Genomic DNA, 17,055 nt, shown 5'->3' on the forward strand with positions numbered 1-17,055 from the left:
TTCATTAGTGAAGACGGAACTTACTCATTAACTCCCGTAAATTCTCTGCCTGGCCGGAAAGCTCCTCACTGGCTGCAGCACTTTGTTCTGCTGTGGCGGAGTTACTCTGTACAACAGAAGAAATCTGTTCAATTCCAACCGTTACCTGAGTTACTTTATCACTCTGCTCCTGCAGTTCGTTGGCAGACTTTTCGATGGCTGTTACCATATTTCTTGTCTCCATCAGAATGCCGTTTAATGTCTCTCCAGTTGAAGAAGCAACTCCTGTTCCCTTTTCAACTGCTGTAATGGTATCTGCTACCAGACTTGAAGTGTCTTTTGCAGCATTGGCACTTTTACCTGCCAGATTACGTACTTCATCAGCTACCACAGCAAACCCTTTTCCTGCTTCACCTGCTCTTGCCGCCTCAACAGCTGCGTTCAGTGCAAGAATGTTAGTCTGGAAAGCGATATCTTCAATCAGCTTATTGACCTTTTCAATCTCCTTGGATTTCTTGGTGATCTGTTCCATGGACTGCATCATCACCTGCATCTGTGCGTTGCCGTCTTCCATGGCCTTACCAACCTGTCCGGCCTGGCTATTAATACCTTCCACTGTCTTAGCCGTATTTAAAAGGCTGTTTGATATCTCATTAACGGAAGAAGATAACTCCTCTACGGAAGCAGCCTGTTCCACTGCACCCTGACTTAAATTCTGGGCACCCTGAGATACCTGGGCACTGCCCTTTGCAACCTCATCTGCAGACATATTGATGGTTTCCATGGTTTTAGAAAGCATATCTTCCGCCTTCATTATGGCTTCCTGAATCACAACATAATCACCATTAAAGTTCATGTCCTGGGAACGGCAGAAATCACCGGATGCAATCTTGTCCATGGATGCTGCAATGGTATTGTTATATACTCTGACACTGGTAACATAATTGCCGATTTCCTCAGCAAGCTGCCCGATCTCGTCTTTCCGTTTTATAACTGGAACATCGCTGGTTAAATCTCCATTGGATAAAAGCTTCATTCTGTCTGCAATTGCTGATATCGGACTTGCAATGGAACCTGCAAACCAGAAAGCCAGGAAACAGCCTGCAACAATTGATAAAACCAGAAGAATTCCCATACCTAACACTACATTATAAATTGAGGTAGTGGTTTCATGAATCGGTGCCACAACTCCAAGTGACCAGCCATCACTGCCGCTTATAGGGCTGTAGTAGCAGAATCTGCTTACACCCATATATTCATATGTTCCGATTGCGGTACCGCCGGAAGTGATCTTCTGAAACATCTTACCAATGGACGCGTAGGAAGAATCAGTTTTCGCTTTTTCAATCATGTTGCTTCGTTCCTGAACAAGGTCCGCATTATTACCGCCGATTAAAGTTCCGGTACTGTCTAAAAGAAATGCATTTCCTGTTTTACCAATTTTAAAGTCTTTAATCAGATTGCTTAACACACTTCCGTCATAGGTACCAACAAGAATTCCAAAATCATAAGGGGTAGCCACCCGGATTACAAGCGCATTATTGCTGTCGTATTCCGTCGTTGAAATCGTGGTCTGTCCGTTTAATGCTTTTGTTATGTAATCCATACCTGCGAAGCTGTCTCCGATGTGCTCCCCGCTGGCACTGCGGGTTACTACGCCTTCCTTACTGATTACTTCCAGATCTTTATAACCATAAAGAGTACACTGGTTACTTAAGTACTCTGTAACCACTCTGGAGTTAATAGACTTTAAGCTTCCTCCCTGAGCACTGGCTTCAATACTGACCTTCATCTGGTCTAAATTCTGAACAATCAGATTATTTACCAGCTTTCCTGTTGCTTCCAGATCACTCTTTACAACATCTGTAATACCACCAAAACTTACCGAAATACTGACAATCATGTTGGTTACAGAAAGACCAAGAATAATTGCAATAATAAACATCAGCATCTTCATCTTCAATGATTTCGCAGATAATTTTGCCTTGATTGATGCTCCGCCATTCTTTTTCTTACCCAACCCCATTCCTTTTGCCTTTTGGGTCTTCCGATTCCACTTCTTATCCCCCGGTGTTTTCATAGTCTTATGCTCCTTGTCTCATCTTTGGTAAATGTGAACCATGACATTTCATAAATGGTTTTTTTCATTATACGATATTTTGTAACTATTTGTCAACGTATCCATAAATTGACAATGGGATTTTATTGATCTTTTAATAGACAGGAGTCTATTATCTTAACAAAAAAAGATATCTTACTCCATTTTTCACAAAGAAAAGGAATCAGATATCTTTTTTCAGCCTCCATGCTCCCTGGCTATTTAAAAAAAGTTTGAATCAATACCATATAAAGAGCCGTGCCACCGCCAATACTCAAAAGAGAATTTCTCTTCCATATATGCAGTACAGCTATGACTGCGACGGAAATTACCTCAGGAAGGCCATAAGGATGAGCCGTAAAAGAAACTCCTCTTAAGCAGTAAACCACTAATAAACCTATGGTAGCATAGGGAAGTGTATTGCCCAGGTAAATCACATATTTTGGTGTTTTCTTTCCTGCAGGGAAAAAAAGAAAAGGCAGAAACCGGGTAAGCACCGTAGCCAGAATCATAGCCAGCGTAATTAGTGCATAACTGATAACATTATGGTTCAATTTCGTTCCTCCTTATCTTTACTCTTCCAATAACCAATGGTAATGACAGAAATAATCACCACCATGGCAGGTACAATAAAAACATCCTTTCCAAAAAGCATAACGCACAAAACAGAAGAAATAACTCCGATGCATGCCGGCCCATGATCCTTACGGGATTTCCACTGATCGATAAAAATCACCGTGAACAGGGCAGTCAGGGCAAAATCCATGCCAGCAGTGTCAAACCGGATCATAGTTCCTGCTATGGCGCCCGCAAGCGTTCCAAAAACCCAGTACAGCTGGTCCAGTGCAGCAATAAAAAAATAAACCCAGTGTCTGGAAAGATGGTCTGGCACCTGTTCACTGCAAAGAACTGAAAAGGTTTCATCTGTCATGGAAAATATGAGATAGGGCCTGAACCTGCCGGCATCTTTTAACCGATCTACCATGGACAGCCCATAAAACAGATGTCTGGCATTCAACATCACAGACATGAATAAAGCGTACCAGGGATTTACCACTGCCGTAAAAAATGTAATTCCAAGATACTGCAGACTCCCGGCATATACAAATACGCTCCATAGGAGTGCCCAGAAAATGCCAAAGCCATTTACTCTCATTAATATTCCAAAGGCTGCGCCTAATACCAGATACCCCGCCATTACGGGCAATGTTTTGGGGAAGGCATATTTCAATGCTTCCATTTTTTTGTACTGATTCTTCATAATGTATTTCCTGTCGTTTTTGATTGCCTTTTTCCGGCATATTTTTTATTATATTAAAGTACCGCTATTAATTTGTCAACAACAGGAGCTTATCATATGAACTTTGACTCTATGTATGATTCATGCAGTCTGTGTCCCAGAAACTGCAACATTAACCGCCGGCGAAGCGGTGGATACTGCGGCTGCACAGATACTGTCATGGCTGCCCGCGCTGCCCTCCATCACTGGGAAGAACCCTGTATCAGCGGAAGCCGGGGAAGCGGAACCATCTTTTTTTCGGGCTGCACCCTGCGCTGCTGCTTTTGTCAGAATTACTCCATCAGCCAGGAACATTTTGGAAGAGAGCTGACAGTAGAACAGCTTTCCAGGATATTTTTAGGACTTCAGGATGAGGGTGCCCACAACATCAATCTGGTAACTGCCACACAGTACCTTCCGTCTGTGTTGAAAGCCCTGGATCTTGTTAAATCAAAACTTTCCATTCCGGTCGTCTACAACTGCGGCGGGTATGAATCAGTGGAAGTGATTAAAGCACTGGATGGATATGTGGATATATGGCTTCCTGATTTAAAATATCAAAGCAGCGCCCTCTCTGCCCGTTATAGCAATGCAGCCGATTATTTTGAGAAAGCCTCAAAAGCCATTAAACAGATGATCAGTCAGACTGGGCCTCCCCGGTTTGACCCAACCGGTGAACTGATGGAAGCAGGTGTAATCATACGCCACATGGTTCTTCCGGGAGCGAAAGATGATTCTATGGCTCTGCTTACCTGGATAAAGGATGAATTGGAAAAAGGAATGTATTATATCAGCCTGTTGAGCCAGTACACTCCATTCTACAAGAGTGTTCAGTATCCGGAAATCAACCGCAGAATCACCTCTTATGAATATAATAAGGTCCTTAACAAAGCCATTGAACTGGATCTGGTACAGGGATTTATGCAGGAAAAAAGCAGTGCAAGGGAAGAATATACACCGCCATTTGATTTAGAAGGGATTATAAGCGATTAAACAGATAGAAAGGGATACCGATTGTTGATTTATCATCGATATCCCTTTCTATATTATCTCGTCCATTGGAATCAATACCTCTTTTCCATCTCATGTTTACTTACAAATTATGTATATGTTAAACATGCTCTATATAAATTTTTTACGCTCTCCGTTGCTACAACCAGTTTCTTAATGGATCCATCTTTTGTTTTACTACGAATCATGCAGCGCTACATTCAATCGATTCGTCTCCACTGATCTTTCACATCGGTAGATTGTGGGGGGCTTTTTGTTTCATTCTTTCAAATGAAACGGATCTGCTCTTTCTGGTGGACTGTACCTCCTTTCATTAGATTTCCTCTTCTTTGTAACTTCGGTTTCCCTTTGTTATGTCATAATTATAGCCTGCATTTCGCCATTTGTCAATATACTTTTATATATTTTATAATTTAATTGTTAATTTTCATATTGTGTATAATTATTTAGTTTATATATATAATATTTTATATAAAAGCAGAATATATTTTTGATTAGATTAATACAATATTTGCTGTTTTCTGTCGAAAAAAAGGGGAAACGCAGAGTTGAATGTTAATTATCCCTCTGCGTTTTCCCTTTATTCCGTTCTTAATCGGAATCGTTCCACCAATTCACGCAATAACTGAGCCTGTCTGGAAAGTTCCTGGCTGGAAACAGCACTTTCCTCTGCTGTGGCTGAATTGTTGCGGACTGCTAAAGATATCCGGTCCAGTTCTTTTGTTATCTCTTCTACTGCTTTGGCTTCTTTCCCTGCGGCTGCAGAAATGGAGTCCACTGCTTCCACTGCCATAGCCGAATCCTCTAACACTTTCATCAGAGAGTTGGCAGTTTCATTCAAAAGACTGTTCCCATTCTCAACAGCCGATATGGAACTCTGTATTAAGTCTGTTGTATTCTTTGCCGCCTCTGAACTCTTGGCAGCTAAGTTTCTTACTTCACCTGCAACCACTGCAAAGCCTTTGCCAAATTCTCCCGCTCTGGCAGCTTCGATGGCTGCATTCAATGCCAGAATATTAGTCTGGAAAGCAATGTCTTCAATAACTTTAATAATCTTTTCAATTTCTCCGGAAGAAACACGTATTTCATCCATGGCTTTTGATAAGTTCTGCATGGACATATCACAGTTTACCACTTCGGTCCCGGTCTGCTGAACCTGCATGGAAACATCTCCAGCTTTTTCGGCCAGCTTCTTAATATTTCCAGACACATGATTTACGGATCCTGACAGCAGCTCAATGGTTTTTTCCTGGGCATCTGCTCCATCTGCCAAAACCTTGGACCCCTCTGCTACCTGACCCGAACTTGCAGCTACCTGACCGGCTGACTGATTCACTTCATACATAACTGCATTTAAGTTTAACGTGATTTTTTTTACTGCTTCCTCCAGTTTGAAGAAATCTCCGGACAGCCCCATATCCACATCCAGATCCAGATGATTGTCCGAAATCTCATGAAGAGCCAGGGAAATCCGGTCGATAATTATTTTTAAATTCGATGACATCCGCTCAAAGGACTTCGCGGTCTGACCGATCTCATCTCTTGATTCCACTCCGGAAAATCCGCTTAAATCTCCCTCTGCAATCTGTTCCGCTGCTGCAGATAATTTATGTAAGGGCTTTAACTGTTTCTTTATAACTGCAGTAATCATAAACAAAATTATGATCATGGCTGCCACAGATATGACTGTCATCAGGGTAGCCATACGCTCCGCCTCCCGGTTCATATCACCGGCATTAACCGCTGTAACAGAATACCAGATGGATCCGTTTAACTGGATTGGCTCAAAAAAATAATATACCTGTCCCTTACGATCCCCATCAATTACATGAAACGCTTCACCTGATGAAACTCCTGCTTTTATCCCTTCCTTGCAGGACTGGGTGCTGACAAAATCAGATACATTGGTTCCGGCAAGTTCTTTTCCCGTACTCTCAGATATGATGGTTCCGGCTTCATTCAGAATAAAGGTAAACATACTGGGATAGGAAGCGGCTGTTTTTACCTGGCTGAACCGGTCCAGTCCCACATCGACAGAAACCACACAAAGAGTCCTGTCATTGACACTTACCGGCACTGCCATGGTAATAATCATCTCACCATTTGACTCATAAGGCTCTGTAATGACCCGCTCTCCCGTCTCCAGCACTTTCTGATAATAGTCTTTTGATGAGTAATCTTCATAATTACCACAGCTTGTAACAGTTCCATCCTGGCTGGAATAGATTCCGTAGCTTCTGGCAGCCGAGCTCAAACCGTACTGCTCAAACAAAATGCTGATTCCTTTAATATCCTCAGAATACATCACAGAAGACCGAATGGTTGAAATCATGTAATCTTCAATTCTCATACCATTGGTATCCAGCGTTACCTTGTCAGATATGCGGCTTTTATAAAACGGTTCTGCCGTATTCCCTGCCTTGATTCTAAGACTCAGCATCAGCCTTCTGTTTTCCGATGAGTTTTCCAGATAATAGGTGATCCGGTTGGATACCTGGTTTGCCGTATCAAAGATCTGCTGGATATCTTTCCCGTTTTCTGATGCCAGGGTTTTTAGTTCCCCAAATGCTGACTGCTGCATCGCACGCTTTGTCATTCGGGAGGTGAACCCGATTAACATACCAAATACCACCACCAGCATGATTCCAGCCATAAATGCAATTCTTGTTGAAAGATGTGTAAATCTACCTCCGTTTCCTAACCGTATTTTTTTCCCCTTTCCTAATCGTTTCCACATCATTGCGTAATCCCCCTTCCGCAGCATGTCTGTATGTCAACCAGATTATACCATATTTATACAATAATTGTAATGTTTTTTTGTTATTTTTCATAACAATTAACCAATTATTTTTGAACTTTTGTTCCAATTGATCACATCACTTTTATTATGGTTTCATAAGGAGCGAGTACAGATTTTACCACGGAATACTCCGTTTTAACAGATGCAGTCTGGGGGAACTCACTGTTATTGACTATTACAAGTGTCCGGCAATCCGGATACCAGGCACATTCCGTCTCTGGATTGTCCGTCAGATAGTTCTGATCCAGATTCCTGTTTTTGCTGTAAAGGATGAGATTTAACAGCATTCTTGTATTGATATTGTTAAATGAAAAGCTGCTTAAATAGATTCCGGCTCCCATTCCAAATGGATGACAGGTAATGGACGGGACATTATTTTCCTCTGCCAGGACAGAGGTTCCCTGATCCGTTAAGTACAAGCCTTTTTTCCCATTTATCCGGGCTCCCTCTGGAATCAGTCCGGGAATAGTTTCTATTTTATATTCCATGCGCCCATGGCATACTCTGGCACCTGTATCCTGATCAATTCCAAGTACCTGTGACATGCGGAAAAAAGTCTGATATCCGTCTGCCGCAGAGGGTTCATTCACTCCCAGAAATACACCTCCATTATGAACAAACCGTGCTGTTTCATCCACGATCTCATCATCCTTCCAGGCATCCCCTCCACTCCAGGCAGTGCCATACGCCCCTGCATTGATAAGAACATCAACATGATTTAATGCCCCATTTTTAATGTCTTCAAAGCTTATAAACTCAACCTGCAATGGAAGGCCGGATAAGGCTTCGTTTATGTGAATAAGATCATGCATATAGGTTTCGTGAAAATGTCCCGATAAAGTCCACGACCTTAATTTCCCCCAGGCATGGACAACAGCTGTTTTTATGGGAAGTGTATACACTTCTCCTGCTTCATGCAATCCCTTAAAGGTACGGAATTCATCTGCTATTTTCTCTATACAGCTGCAAAAATCCGGATAATCCGCAGTCAGATGAAGATATCCGCCAAGACCGATCCGGTCAATCTTCTGTCGCAGGAGTGCACGTCTGACTCTGTTCCAGTATTCAAGGGCATCCTTTGTGGGATTGCCTCCAGGAGCAAATGTAGGCGTTCCGTTTAACCCCACAGGAAACAGATAGGGGTGAAGCCTTAGCTCGTGGGTTTTAACCGGTACGCCCGCACAAAGTCTTGCCTCATAGCCGGAAAATACACATTTGATAAGCCCGTCAAAACCAAACTCTTGAAACCTGCTGTGATAGGGCTCCAAACCAATCCAGCTGTCATCATAAAAGACGCAGGCCTGCTTTCCATAGCTGTGAACCAGCTCTACCAGCTGCTTTCCATAATCCACCACAAAGTGGTTAATAAATTCCATATAATCAAGCTGACGTCTTCCAGGCGGCATATGGGTTACATGAAATTTTCCCTGATTAATAAAATCCTCGGAAACCAGACCATAACCATATTCCTCTTCAAATTCTTTTAGTGCTGCCGGGCTTACTGTAAAATCATAGGAACCCCAGTCACTGAACAGATTTCGTTTTCTCTCACTGCTTCCCCACATCCAGACAAAGTTGTAAAAGAGAGAGGTAAAACGCACCACAGTTGTGGCAGGATGCTCTTCACACCATATTTTAAGCCAGTTGTTTAAATAGTTTCTTGTTTCTTCATGCCTTGGGTCCAGAGGCATCAGGTGTTCTTTCTCCCAGTGATTGGTCACATGATTATACATGGAGATCTCTTCCCATATGCGATACGCCAGAAAATTCACGGTGTATTGATGATAAGGCACAACATTCCTGATTGTTACTGTCTTGGTCAGGGGATCATAGCTCCAGAAATCCCTGCTTAACTCTATGTTAGACGTTCGGTCATATACCTGCCAGTATTTTATGGATTCAAGGCTTTCATTGATACGAAACTGTTCCTTGTAAAAATCTTCCAGCAAAGAAATCTCCAGGTTTTCAACGGTTGCTGATCTGGGCTCTGTGATTAAAAAAGTCTGCTGAAGCTGCTGGGGATGAGCGTCTGCCCATTGGTTGTGATCCCGAATCAGGCAGATTGTAGAATAAATTCCATATCCTGCGTTAATCAGTTCGTCAGAAAGTACCGTTCCATCACTGTCACGTATCATATCTGCGCCCCAGCGTTTTGCAAGCTGCAGGGTTAATTCTTCATAGCCGGATTCTCCGGGAAGGGTAAAACTTCCTTTTTCTGTCTCACTCATAAATGTTCTCCTTTATTTATTGATAACCGGACATCCCCTTTTGGGGGTTCCCATACAGGAATCTTCTTTCCGTCCGATGATATCACACCCGATTTGATCAATCCCTTCCATACAAAACCAGCCATTTTCCACGCACCGTAATCATTGGTATGAGTATAATCCGAGGGATAAAACCATGGCTCAGACTGGTGAAGACCATGTTCTTTTATAAATTCCATACTCATTTCATGGAGGTCCACCACAGGTACTGCCATATTTTTTGAAAGCTGCATAACTTCTTCCCCATATTCTTTTAATCGATCGTCGTAAATTTTTCCATTTTCCAGCCAGCTGTTTCTGGCAAGGGGTGTGATGAATACGGGAATGACTCCCTTTTTTCGGATTTCTCCCATATACCGGAGCAGATTATTGCGGTAGCCCCCTGCTGCACCCAGATGTTCAAGTTTCTGGTCATTATGACCAAACTGAAACAGGCAGATATCTCCTTCACGGATATACTCCATCAGAATCTTATAATGCCCCTCTGTCCGGAAGCTTTCTGTAGTCAGACCGGAGTGGGCATGATTAGAAACCGCACAAGCGCCGTTTAGAAATGCAGGGAGCATCTGACCCCAGCCCCCATAACTCTCTGCGGGATTGTAAGGATAATCGGCAGTCTGATCGGTCACAGTAGAATCTCCCGCCAGATAGATCGTCCTCCCCTTCCATTTTTTTATGTCCAGCTTTTTTAAACGGACTGACCGGCTGATTACGGTCACTTTTACAGCCCCATCCCGAAACCGCCCGGTTTCTCCTCTTGGTATAAAATCCGTAATGGTAACAGGAAAGGATTGGCTCCATTCTTCCTGGGCTTTTAAGCTGCCCCGCCAGACCAGCTGCCTCCTGCCCACAAACAAGAGTACCTCTTTTTCCTCTTCCTCAGCATAAAGGGTAATCGTCATGAGATAATTTCCCAGTTGCTTTACATCTGCCTGGAACGATAATGGAAAAAATGCTGCTTTGGAATCAACATAGCAGCCATTCTGATCCTGTTTTACTTCAATTTTCTTTAAAACCTCCGGACCAGGAATAAATCCGGTATTAAGTTCGGGCAGTCTGCGTAAATAAGAAAAGCCAAACCCACCGCCGGATTCATAATACCGGGATGGTTCTACTTGAACTCCAGTGGTTTTCCTGTCCTCTGTCTGATAAAAAACATATTGTGTCATAATAACTCCTTTTACCCGTACATGATCGATGGCTCTCTTTTTAAGAAAGGGCTGCTGCCAGATCCGCAACAGCCCCATGTTCTTATTGAGCAATAAAATCACCGGAATCAATCAGTTTCTGTTTTTCATCCAGAATTTCCTGATATCCGTTATCTAAATATTCTTTACAATACGCTTCATACTTTGCATCCAGTTCCTCCGGTTTGCAAGTAATCATATCTACATAAAATTCCTGCCACATGGCAGTTAAGTCTGCCGCATATTCACCTGTTGATGCGACACTCTTGGTGAAAATCGGACTGATCAGCCCATATTGTTCCACTTCTTTGGCATAATCATAGGATTGTTTCACCAGGTCTTCATATCCAGCCGGAGCTAACATCCTGGTATTTGCTTTTAGATTTTTCCCATCGTCGCCGTAGTCAGTCATTTCTGTAACAAGACACCAGTAATCCTTGTTGTTATTGTTGGACAGCTTGGATTCTCCCTTGAAATCCTTGACAGGCACTGCAATTTTGTCGGAATCCAATGTATAATTGGCGCCCTCAACACCATTTTGTAAATAGAAGAGATTTTCAGGCTGGGACATCCAGTTTAAAAACATCCAGACTGCTGCTCTTTGCTTTTCATCAGTTTTAGAGTTGATTCCCATTACCATTCCATATGGAGGATATTTATAATAATACGGATGGCTGTCTTTGGGTGACAGGGCGGTAGGATCTAAAACGGAAACTTCAGCCCCTGGATCGTTTGCCTTTAAACTGTTTATCACATCCGTGTTTGCAGAAATATAGAAGGAATAGGTTCCTGCATTTCCAGCAACAAAGTCTGCTTTCCATGCGGCATCATCCGCATTTAAGTAAAACTCAGGATCAAGAATTCCATCATTAAATTCCTGATTCATGGTTTTTAAGTAAGCTTTCGTCGCACTCCAGGTAAGAGGTGCAACATTAAGATCAAGATAAAGATTCAATTCCTTTTTATCCGGGGAAGAGCTGATAAATGGATACTCGTAGGTATAGCTCTTATTCACGATCTGGGCTCCCAGCTTGCCAAGCCCGGCTTCCTTCCACGCTTTGGCTGTTTCTTGAAGTTCCTCTCTTGTGGCAGGTTTCTGTTTTCCCACTTTATCCAGCCAGTCCTGCCGGATCAGAGTCACCCAGTTATAATAAATTGGATTTCTCTGTGCAAAGAAGAATGTATTTTTCCCATCCAGCTTTCCGTATTGATTGATTATTTTCTCTGCATTCTTATAATAGTCGGGTGCATAATATTTTATTTCATCAAGGTCCAGTTCCTGCATGGCTCCCTCGGAATTGTAGTTTACTGCCTGGGGCATATCATAATGGAAAATGATATCAGGGGCATTGCCGGCAGCGATCATCTGCATGTAATCTGCAATCTCCTTCTGCCTGTTGATTGCCACATACTGAACTGTCACGTTGTATTTATCGCCAAATTCCTTTTGAATCCAGTTGGTGTAATAATTATTTGCGGGATCCCAGCCTTCGAACCCCCTGTCATACACCGGGATCTTGATGGTAACTTTTTCAGGAAAGCCCTTGGAATAATCTGCGTAACTTTTTCCCTCCGTTTTTGTCTCAGTTTCCGCCGTCTGACTGGTTTCTTCTTTCTTCGTCTCCTGGGTAGTGACGGACGCCTCCTTTTTGGCGCTGCATCCAGACATCAGCCCTGCTGTCATTGCAAAAATAGTCCCCCATGCCGCTGCCCTTTTTAAACTCATCCTTTTCCTCATGAATATCCTCCTTTTCTTTCTTACCATTATCATCAGCCTTTTACTGCACCTATCATGGTTCCCTGTACAAAATATTTCTGTATAAAGGGGTAGATACAGATAATAGGCAATGTTGCAAAAATAATACAGGAAGCCTTTAAGACCTCCGGATTGGTGATCTGACCTGTCGTTAGTCCTCCTTCTGCTTTAAAGGATTCACTGGCAGCAACCACCAGATAGTAAAGTTTTAACTGCAGCGGACGTAAATCCACCCTTTGCTTGATATAAAACAATGCATCGGAATAAGCATTCCACCGTCCTACCGCGTAAAACAAAGAAATTGTCGCTATAATGGGTTTGGAGAGCGGCACCACAATATAGCTTAAGATTTTAAAATGGCTGGCGCCGTCTATTAAGGCTGACTCGATCAGGCTGTCTGGTATGGAGGCCTTAAAGTTATTTTTCATAATGAGGAAATTATAGGCTGCAAAAGACAAAGGTAAAATCATGCACCACCAGGTATCCAGCATATGCAGATCGTTCATCAGTAAATAATCCGGTATGGTCCCGGCTGTAAAATACATGGTGAACATAATTAAAAATGTCATGATTTTTCTGCCCTTTAGCTGAACCCTGCTTAAGGCGTAGGCAGCGCTTATGGTAAGAAATGTCCCAATCGCAGTGAAAGAAACCGTTACGATTACGGAGACATATAAAGATCTTACAATCGATGTATCCTGTAAAACTTTTCTGTAAGCATCAAAGTTGATTCCTTTTGGCACCAGAAAGATCTTATTCGCAATTACATATGCTTCTCTGCTGACGGATTTTGCAAATATATGGATGAACGGAAGCATACATGTCATGGAAATTGCAATGAGCAGAATATGGAAAAACACATCAACGACTAAATCCTTTTTTCTGGTCCTGGTCCATGCCCAGGGCTTTTTATATTGATATTGATTCATCTTTCCCCCTCCTTATATCAGACCATCTTCACCCAGGCGTTTGGCTATTAAATCAGCCGCTACCACAAGGGCCAGACCAATTACGGACTGAAAAAGCCCCAGTGCAGTTGCTTCGCTGAATTTTCCGCTTTCAATTCCCCACCGATACACCAAAACCGGAATCGTGGTGGTATATTGTGTCGCCTTGGCATTGGCCAGGGCAAATACCCGCTCAAAGGAGCCTCCCATCAGCTTTCCGAGATTCATAATCAGCAGCGTTACAATGGTGCTTCGTATGCAGGGAAGTGTTACGTGAATACACTGTTTTAACCTTCCGGCACCATCCACTCTTGCCGCTTCATAAAGCTCAGAATTCACACCGGTGATGGCGGCCAGATAAATAATGGTTCCCCAGCCCATGGACTGCCACACACCAATGAGCACATAGCTGATCAGCCACCAGGTATTCTCCTGAAGAAACGGAACCGGACTATGACCGGCATTCTTGATCAGAACATTTACCACACCGCTGCTGACGGAGAACATGGAATAACCGATTCCTCCAATAATGACCCAGGACAAAAAATGAGGTAAATACAAAAGTGTCTGCATAATACTTTTAAAGTATCTGTTTTTGATTTCATTGAGGATAAGTGCCAAAATAATTGGCATGGGAAAACCAAATACCAGATCCAGGATATTTAATAACAAAGTGTTGGTCAATGCCTGACCAAAATCCCGTTTGCCAAAAACCTTATGAAAGATGGAAAATCCCACCCAGGAACTTCCGGCATACCCCTTTGCCACCTTATAATCCTTAAATGCAATGGACAGACCGCTGTATGGCAGGAATTTAAAGACCAGTATAAAAAGCATTGGCAGAACCATGAGCACATACAGCTGCCAGTCCCGCTGCAAATACCGAAGATACCGATTCTTTTTTTTCTGCTTATTGAAACGGAAGCCCGCCTCTATTTCAGATTTCACCATAATATCCCCCCATCTCCGTAATTTTCTATAACTACATTATAAAAAATGCACAATTTTGTTTCCAATCAAATCAATCTATAAACTATGCATTTTCAATCATTTATTAGTACGGGTCAAAAAGAGTCATGGCCTTATTTCACTATTTTCCGGGAATTCTTTTATACTTTATTGGGTTAAGGTCTTATTTTTTATTATATCGGGTAATTATTTAAAGATTATTGATTGAAATAAGAATTAGATATCATGTATAATTATAGGAGTAAAAGAAGGAGGTATCAGGAATAAATGTCCAAAAAGAAAAAGACTGTTATTGAATTCAGGGATTATGATTTACCGGCTCATTTTCCTGTGCTTCTTCTGACTGGGGATCATTGGCGCATCTCTGATGTACCCTCAGGACGGCTTCATATTCATAATTGCCTGGAGATCGGGCTGTGTGAGACGGACAGCGGAACGATTAAATTTGAAGATACCACTTATTCCTTTTACGCAGGAGACATCACTGCCATATCCTGTGACATCCCGCACACCACATTCAGCGCGCCCGGAACCAATAGTAAATGGTCTTATTTATTCGTGGATATGGGCGAACTGCTCCATCCATTTTTTTCTGGTGCAGATCTTCATAATGTGGAACTCTTCTCCTTTCTGGATCATCATTTAAACCTGATTATGGGGAAAACAAACTATCCGGTTATATATTCCATTGTCACTGAAATAATAGAAGAGATGAAAAAACAGGAACCGGGTTTTGAGGTTGCAGTCCGTGGGCTGTTTCTGGCACTGGCAACCAATCTTATGAGAGCTGCATCCTTAAACCATAAGAAAAAAGACCAGACGCCTGAAAATGCGCTGGTCATTGCTCCGGCTCTGGATTTTATCCGGTATCATTATATGGAAGACTTTCCCATGGAGCAGCTTGCTGACTTATGCAGCTTAAGCCCTGCTCATTTTAGAAGGCTGTTCTCTTCGATTATGGGAAATCGGCCCTTAGAATATTTAAATACCACCCGCATCAGAAAAGCTTCGGATTTACTCCGCATGACAGAGGAATCCGTTTTAACCATTTCTGAGCGGGTGGGGTTTCACTCCATCTCCAGTTTTAACCGGCATTTTCTTGCCATCATGGGAGAGACTCCCAGAGACTGGCGAAAACAGATGTCTATCCTGAAGGATCAGTCTTTGTTTAAATACAATGGCTGGATGTATGCGGAGGTTCTAAAGAAAAAATAATTATTTCATATCTATGACTTCCTTTGCCATGGAGGTCAAAGAATTCAGTTCTTTATCCGCAAATGTGAATATCAGATAATCGATCCCATTCTCTGACCAGCTTACGGATCGAAACAGCTTGCGTTCTTCCTGACCGGATCCATAGCTGATCGTCAGTTTTCCTTCTTCTTCCAGTTTCTTATCTTCTTCAGTAGGTTCTATCCCCTCAGGCAGGAATAAATACTGTTCTTCCCTGGCATTGAGTGTAATATCCTGATAGACTTCATTCTGGCCCGGCAGACCCGAGTCTTCAGAAACCAAGTCCTGATGCACGTTGCTGGTAAGGGTCACCTGCTGATTGCTGCCATAATTTGCGTATGCTTCTGAATAGGTGATAACCTGATTGTTATCGTCGTCAACTCCCTTTACCTGTGCAATGTAACCGTTCACAAATGTCATACCATTTGAGAAATTGTCTGGGATTTTGGGGGAGGCATGCATCTGGGTTTTTGACAATTCACGTAATTCCGCAGAGGAATGTGCTTTTTCGTCACTTGTACTGATAAAACCTGTGATTTTCCCCGCCGCTACTGCTGTAACTGTTCCTAATAACGTGATGATCATGATTGCTGTCAATGCCACTGCAAATTTATTTTTTCGAAAATTCATAAAATTACTCCTTTTATTTAATTTTTTATGGATTTCCAATAGCCGCCGTTCTTCGTCCATATCCGGAGTTATGGAATCCAGTTCTGTATTGATAAAACGTTTTAACTGTTCTTCTGAGGTTCTAGCCATGACAAATCCCCCTTTCCTGTTCCCCTTCCAGGATGTCTTCCGTTTCCAGAATTCCCTTCAAGAGCTTTCTTGCCTTGAACAGTCGTGATTTCACTGTGCCCTCCATGGTTCCTGTCACCCTGGCAATTTCTTTTGTACTTAGCTCATTGTAATAATATAACAGAATCACGGTACGGTATTTGACATCAAGTTTTCTAAGGGCTTCACGGATCTGCCCAGCTGTTTCAGCCTCTAAAACCGTTACCAGGGGGCCTTTCCCCCTTTCATCTTCCTCAATCCAATCCGCTCTTACGTGATCTTCCTCCTGGTCCAGAATCCCTTCAAACGAGAGTTCGGACCTGCTTTTCTTCCTTTTTTCCACCCGCCAGGCAGTTCTCACCAGAATCTGATAGAGCCAGGATTCAAATCGCTCCGGTTCTCGTAATTTGTCTCTGTAAAGAAAGCATTTTACAAAGGTCTCCTGCAGGATGTCCTCACTGTCAGACCGGTTTCCAGTGATAAAATACGCCATACGGTACAGCTTTTTGGAAGAGGAACGGTATAACTCGTCAAATGCAGCTTCGCTTCCGCCAAGCATGAGTTCCACCAAAGCCTTCTTTTCTTCGTTCATAACCTGTTTCCTTTCCTTTTTAGATGCATCTATATACTTAGAGTCATAATGACCCGGATCGGTTCATTTTTTTATTTATAAATTATACTTCGGCTTGTAACTGCCAGTCAAAAGAAATATAATAGGGCGTAATAGTGTTAAAATAAAAAATCGGAGGATA

At 42.5% G+C, this 17,055-nt stretch carries 13 protein-coding genes; 2 read left to right on the top strand and 11 right to left on the bottom strand.

What is annotated here, in order from left to right:
* Window positions 1-4: 4 nt before the first annotated feature.
* From ABS301_RS03595 to ABS301_RS03605, 3 genes are all read right to left on the bottom strand, one after another.
* Window positions 5-2,059 carry a methyl-accepting chemotaxis protein gene (locus ABS301_RS03595; protein WP_349670917.1) on the bottom strand — a complete coding sequence of 685 codons (2,055 nt, stop codon included), beginning with the start codon at window positions 2,057-2,059 and terminating at the stop codon, window positions 5-7.
* 236 nt (window positions 2,060-2,295) lie between these two features.
* Window positions 2,296-2,631 carry a branched-chain amino acid transporter permease gene (locus ABS301_RS03600; protein WP_349670918.1) on the bottom strand — a complete coding sequence of 112 codons (336 nt, stop codon included), beginning with the start codon at window positions 2,629-2,631 and terminating at the stop codon, window positions 2,296-2,298.
* Window positions 2,628-3,338 (bottom strand): AzlC family ABC transporter permease, encoded by a 711-nt coding sequence (locus tag ABS301_RS03605; RefSeq protein WP_349670919.1) that lies wholly within the window; start codon window positions 3,336-3,338, stop codon window positions 2,628-2,630. Before ABS301_RS03605 ends, ABS301_RS03600 begins: the two co-directional genes overlap by 4 nt.
* Before the next feature lie 96 nt (window positions 3,339-3,434).
* Here ABS301_RS03605 and ABS301_RS03610 point away from each other — a divergent pair, with 96 nt between their 5' ends.
* Entirely contained in the window at window positions 3,435-4,349 is a 915-nt protein-coding gene (locus tag ABS301_RS03610) for a radical SAM protein (RefSeq protein WP_349670920.1), read from the top strand.
* A 598-nt stretch (window positions 4,350-4,947) separates the two neighbouring features.
* On the opposite strand, the gene ABS301_RS03615 is transcribed toward ABS301_RS03610, so the two are convergent.
* The 6 genes from ABS301_RS03615 to ABS301_RS03640 all read right to left on the bottom strand — a co-directional run bounded on the left by ABS301_RS03615 (window position 4,948) and on the right by ABS301_RS03640 (window position 14,275).
* Window positions 4,948-7,107: a methyl-accepting chemotaxis protein gene (locus tag ABS301_RS03615; protein ID WP_349670921.1), complete on the bottom strand. Its 2,160-nt coding sequence runs from the start codon at window positions 7,105-7,107 to the stop codon at window positions 4,948-4,950.
* 131 nt (window positions 7,108-7,238) lie between these two features.
* Entirely contained in the window at window positions 7,239-9,395 is a 2,157-nt protein-coding gene (gene gnpA / locus ABS301_RS03620; RefSeq protein ID WP_349670922.1) for a 1,3-beta-galactosyl-N-acetylhexosamine phosphorylase, read from the bottom strand.
* Window positions 9,392-10,603, bottom strand: coding sequence for a rhamnogalacturonan acetylesterase (locus ABS301_RS03625; protein WP_349670923.1), 1,212 nt, complete (start codon window positions 10,601-10,603; stop codon window positions 9,392-9,394). The genes gnpA and ABS301_RS03625 overlap by 4 nt, the downstream gene beginning before the upstream one ends.
* A gap of 82 nt (window positions 10,604-10,685) precedes the next feature.
* A complete protein-coding gene (locus ABS301_RS03630; RefSeq protein ID WP_349670924.1) occupies window positions 10,686-12,359 on the bottom strand; it encodes an extracellular solute-binding protein in 1,674 nt (557 codons plus the stop codon).
* Window positions 12,360-12,391: 32 nt separating this feature from the next.
* The gene (locus ABS301_RS03635; protein WP_349670925.1) at window positions 12,392-13,306 is read right to left on the bottom strand and encodes a carbohydrate ABC transporter permease; all 915 of its coding nucleotides are present in this window, start codon (window positions 13,304-13,306) and stop codon (window positions 12,392-12,394) included.
* Window positions 13,307-13,318: 12 nt separating this feature from the next.
* Window positions 13,319-14,275, bottom strand: a complete 957-nt coding sequence (locus tag ABS301_RS03640) for an ABC transporter permease (RefSeq protein ID WP_349670926.1) — start codon at window positions 14,273-14,275, stop codon at window positions 13,319-13,321.
* Window positions 14,276-14,560: 285 nt separating this feature from the next.
* Here ABS301_RS03640 and ABS301_RS03645 point away from each other — a divergent pair, with 285 nt between their 5' ends.
* Entirely contained in the window at window positions 14,561-15,508 is a 948-nt protein-coding gene (locus ABS301_RS03645; protein WP_349670927.1) for a helix-turn-helix domain-containing protein, read from the top strand.
* Here ABS301_RS03645 and ABS301_RS03650 read toward each other — a convergent pair whose 3' ends face one another.
* Window positions 15,509-16,285: a hypothetical protein gene (locus tag ABS301_RS03650; RefSeq protein WP_349670928.1), complete on the bottom strand. Its 777-nt coding sequence runs from the start codon at window positions 16,283-16,285 to the stop codon at window positions 15,509-15,511.
* Window positions 16,278-16,895 carry an RNA polymerase sigma factor gene (locus ABS301_RS03655; protein ID WP_349670929.1) on the bottom strand — a complete coding sequence of 206 codons (618 nt, stop codon included), beginning with the start codon at window positions 16,893-16,895 and terminating at the stop codon, window positions 16,278-16,280. Before ABS301_RS03655 ends, ABS301_RS03650 begins: the two co-directional genes overlap by 8 nt.
* Window positions 16,896-17,055 lie beyond the last annotated feature (160 nt).

Origin of the sequence: Lacrimispora sp. (assembly GCF_031982545.1) — a bacterium.
Taxonomy (GTDB): domain Bacteria; phylum Bacillota; class Clostridia; order Lachnospirales; family Lachnospiraceae; genus Lacrimispora.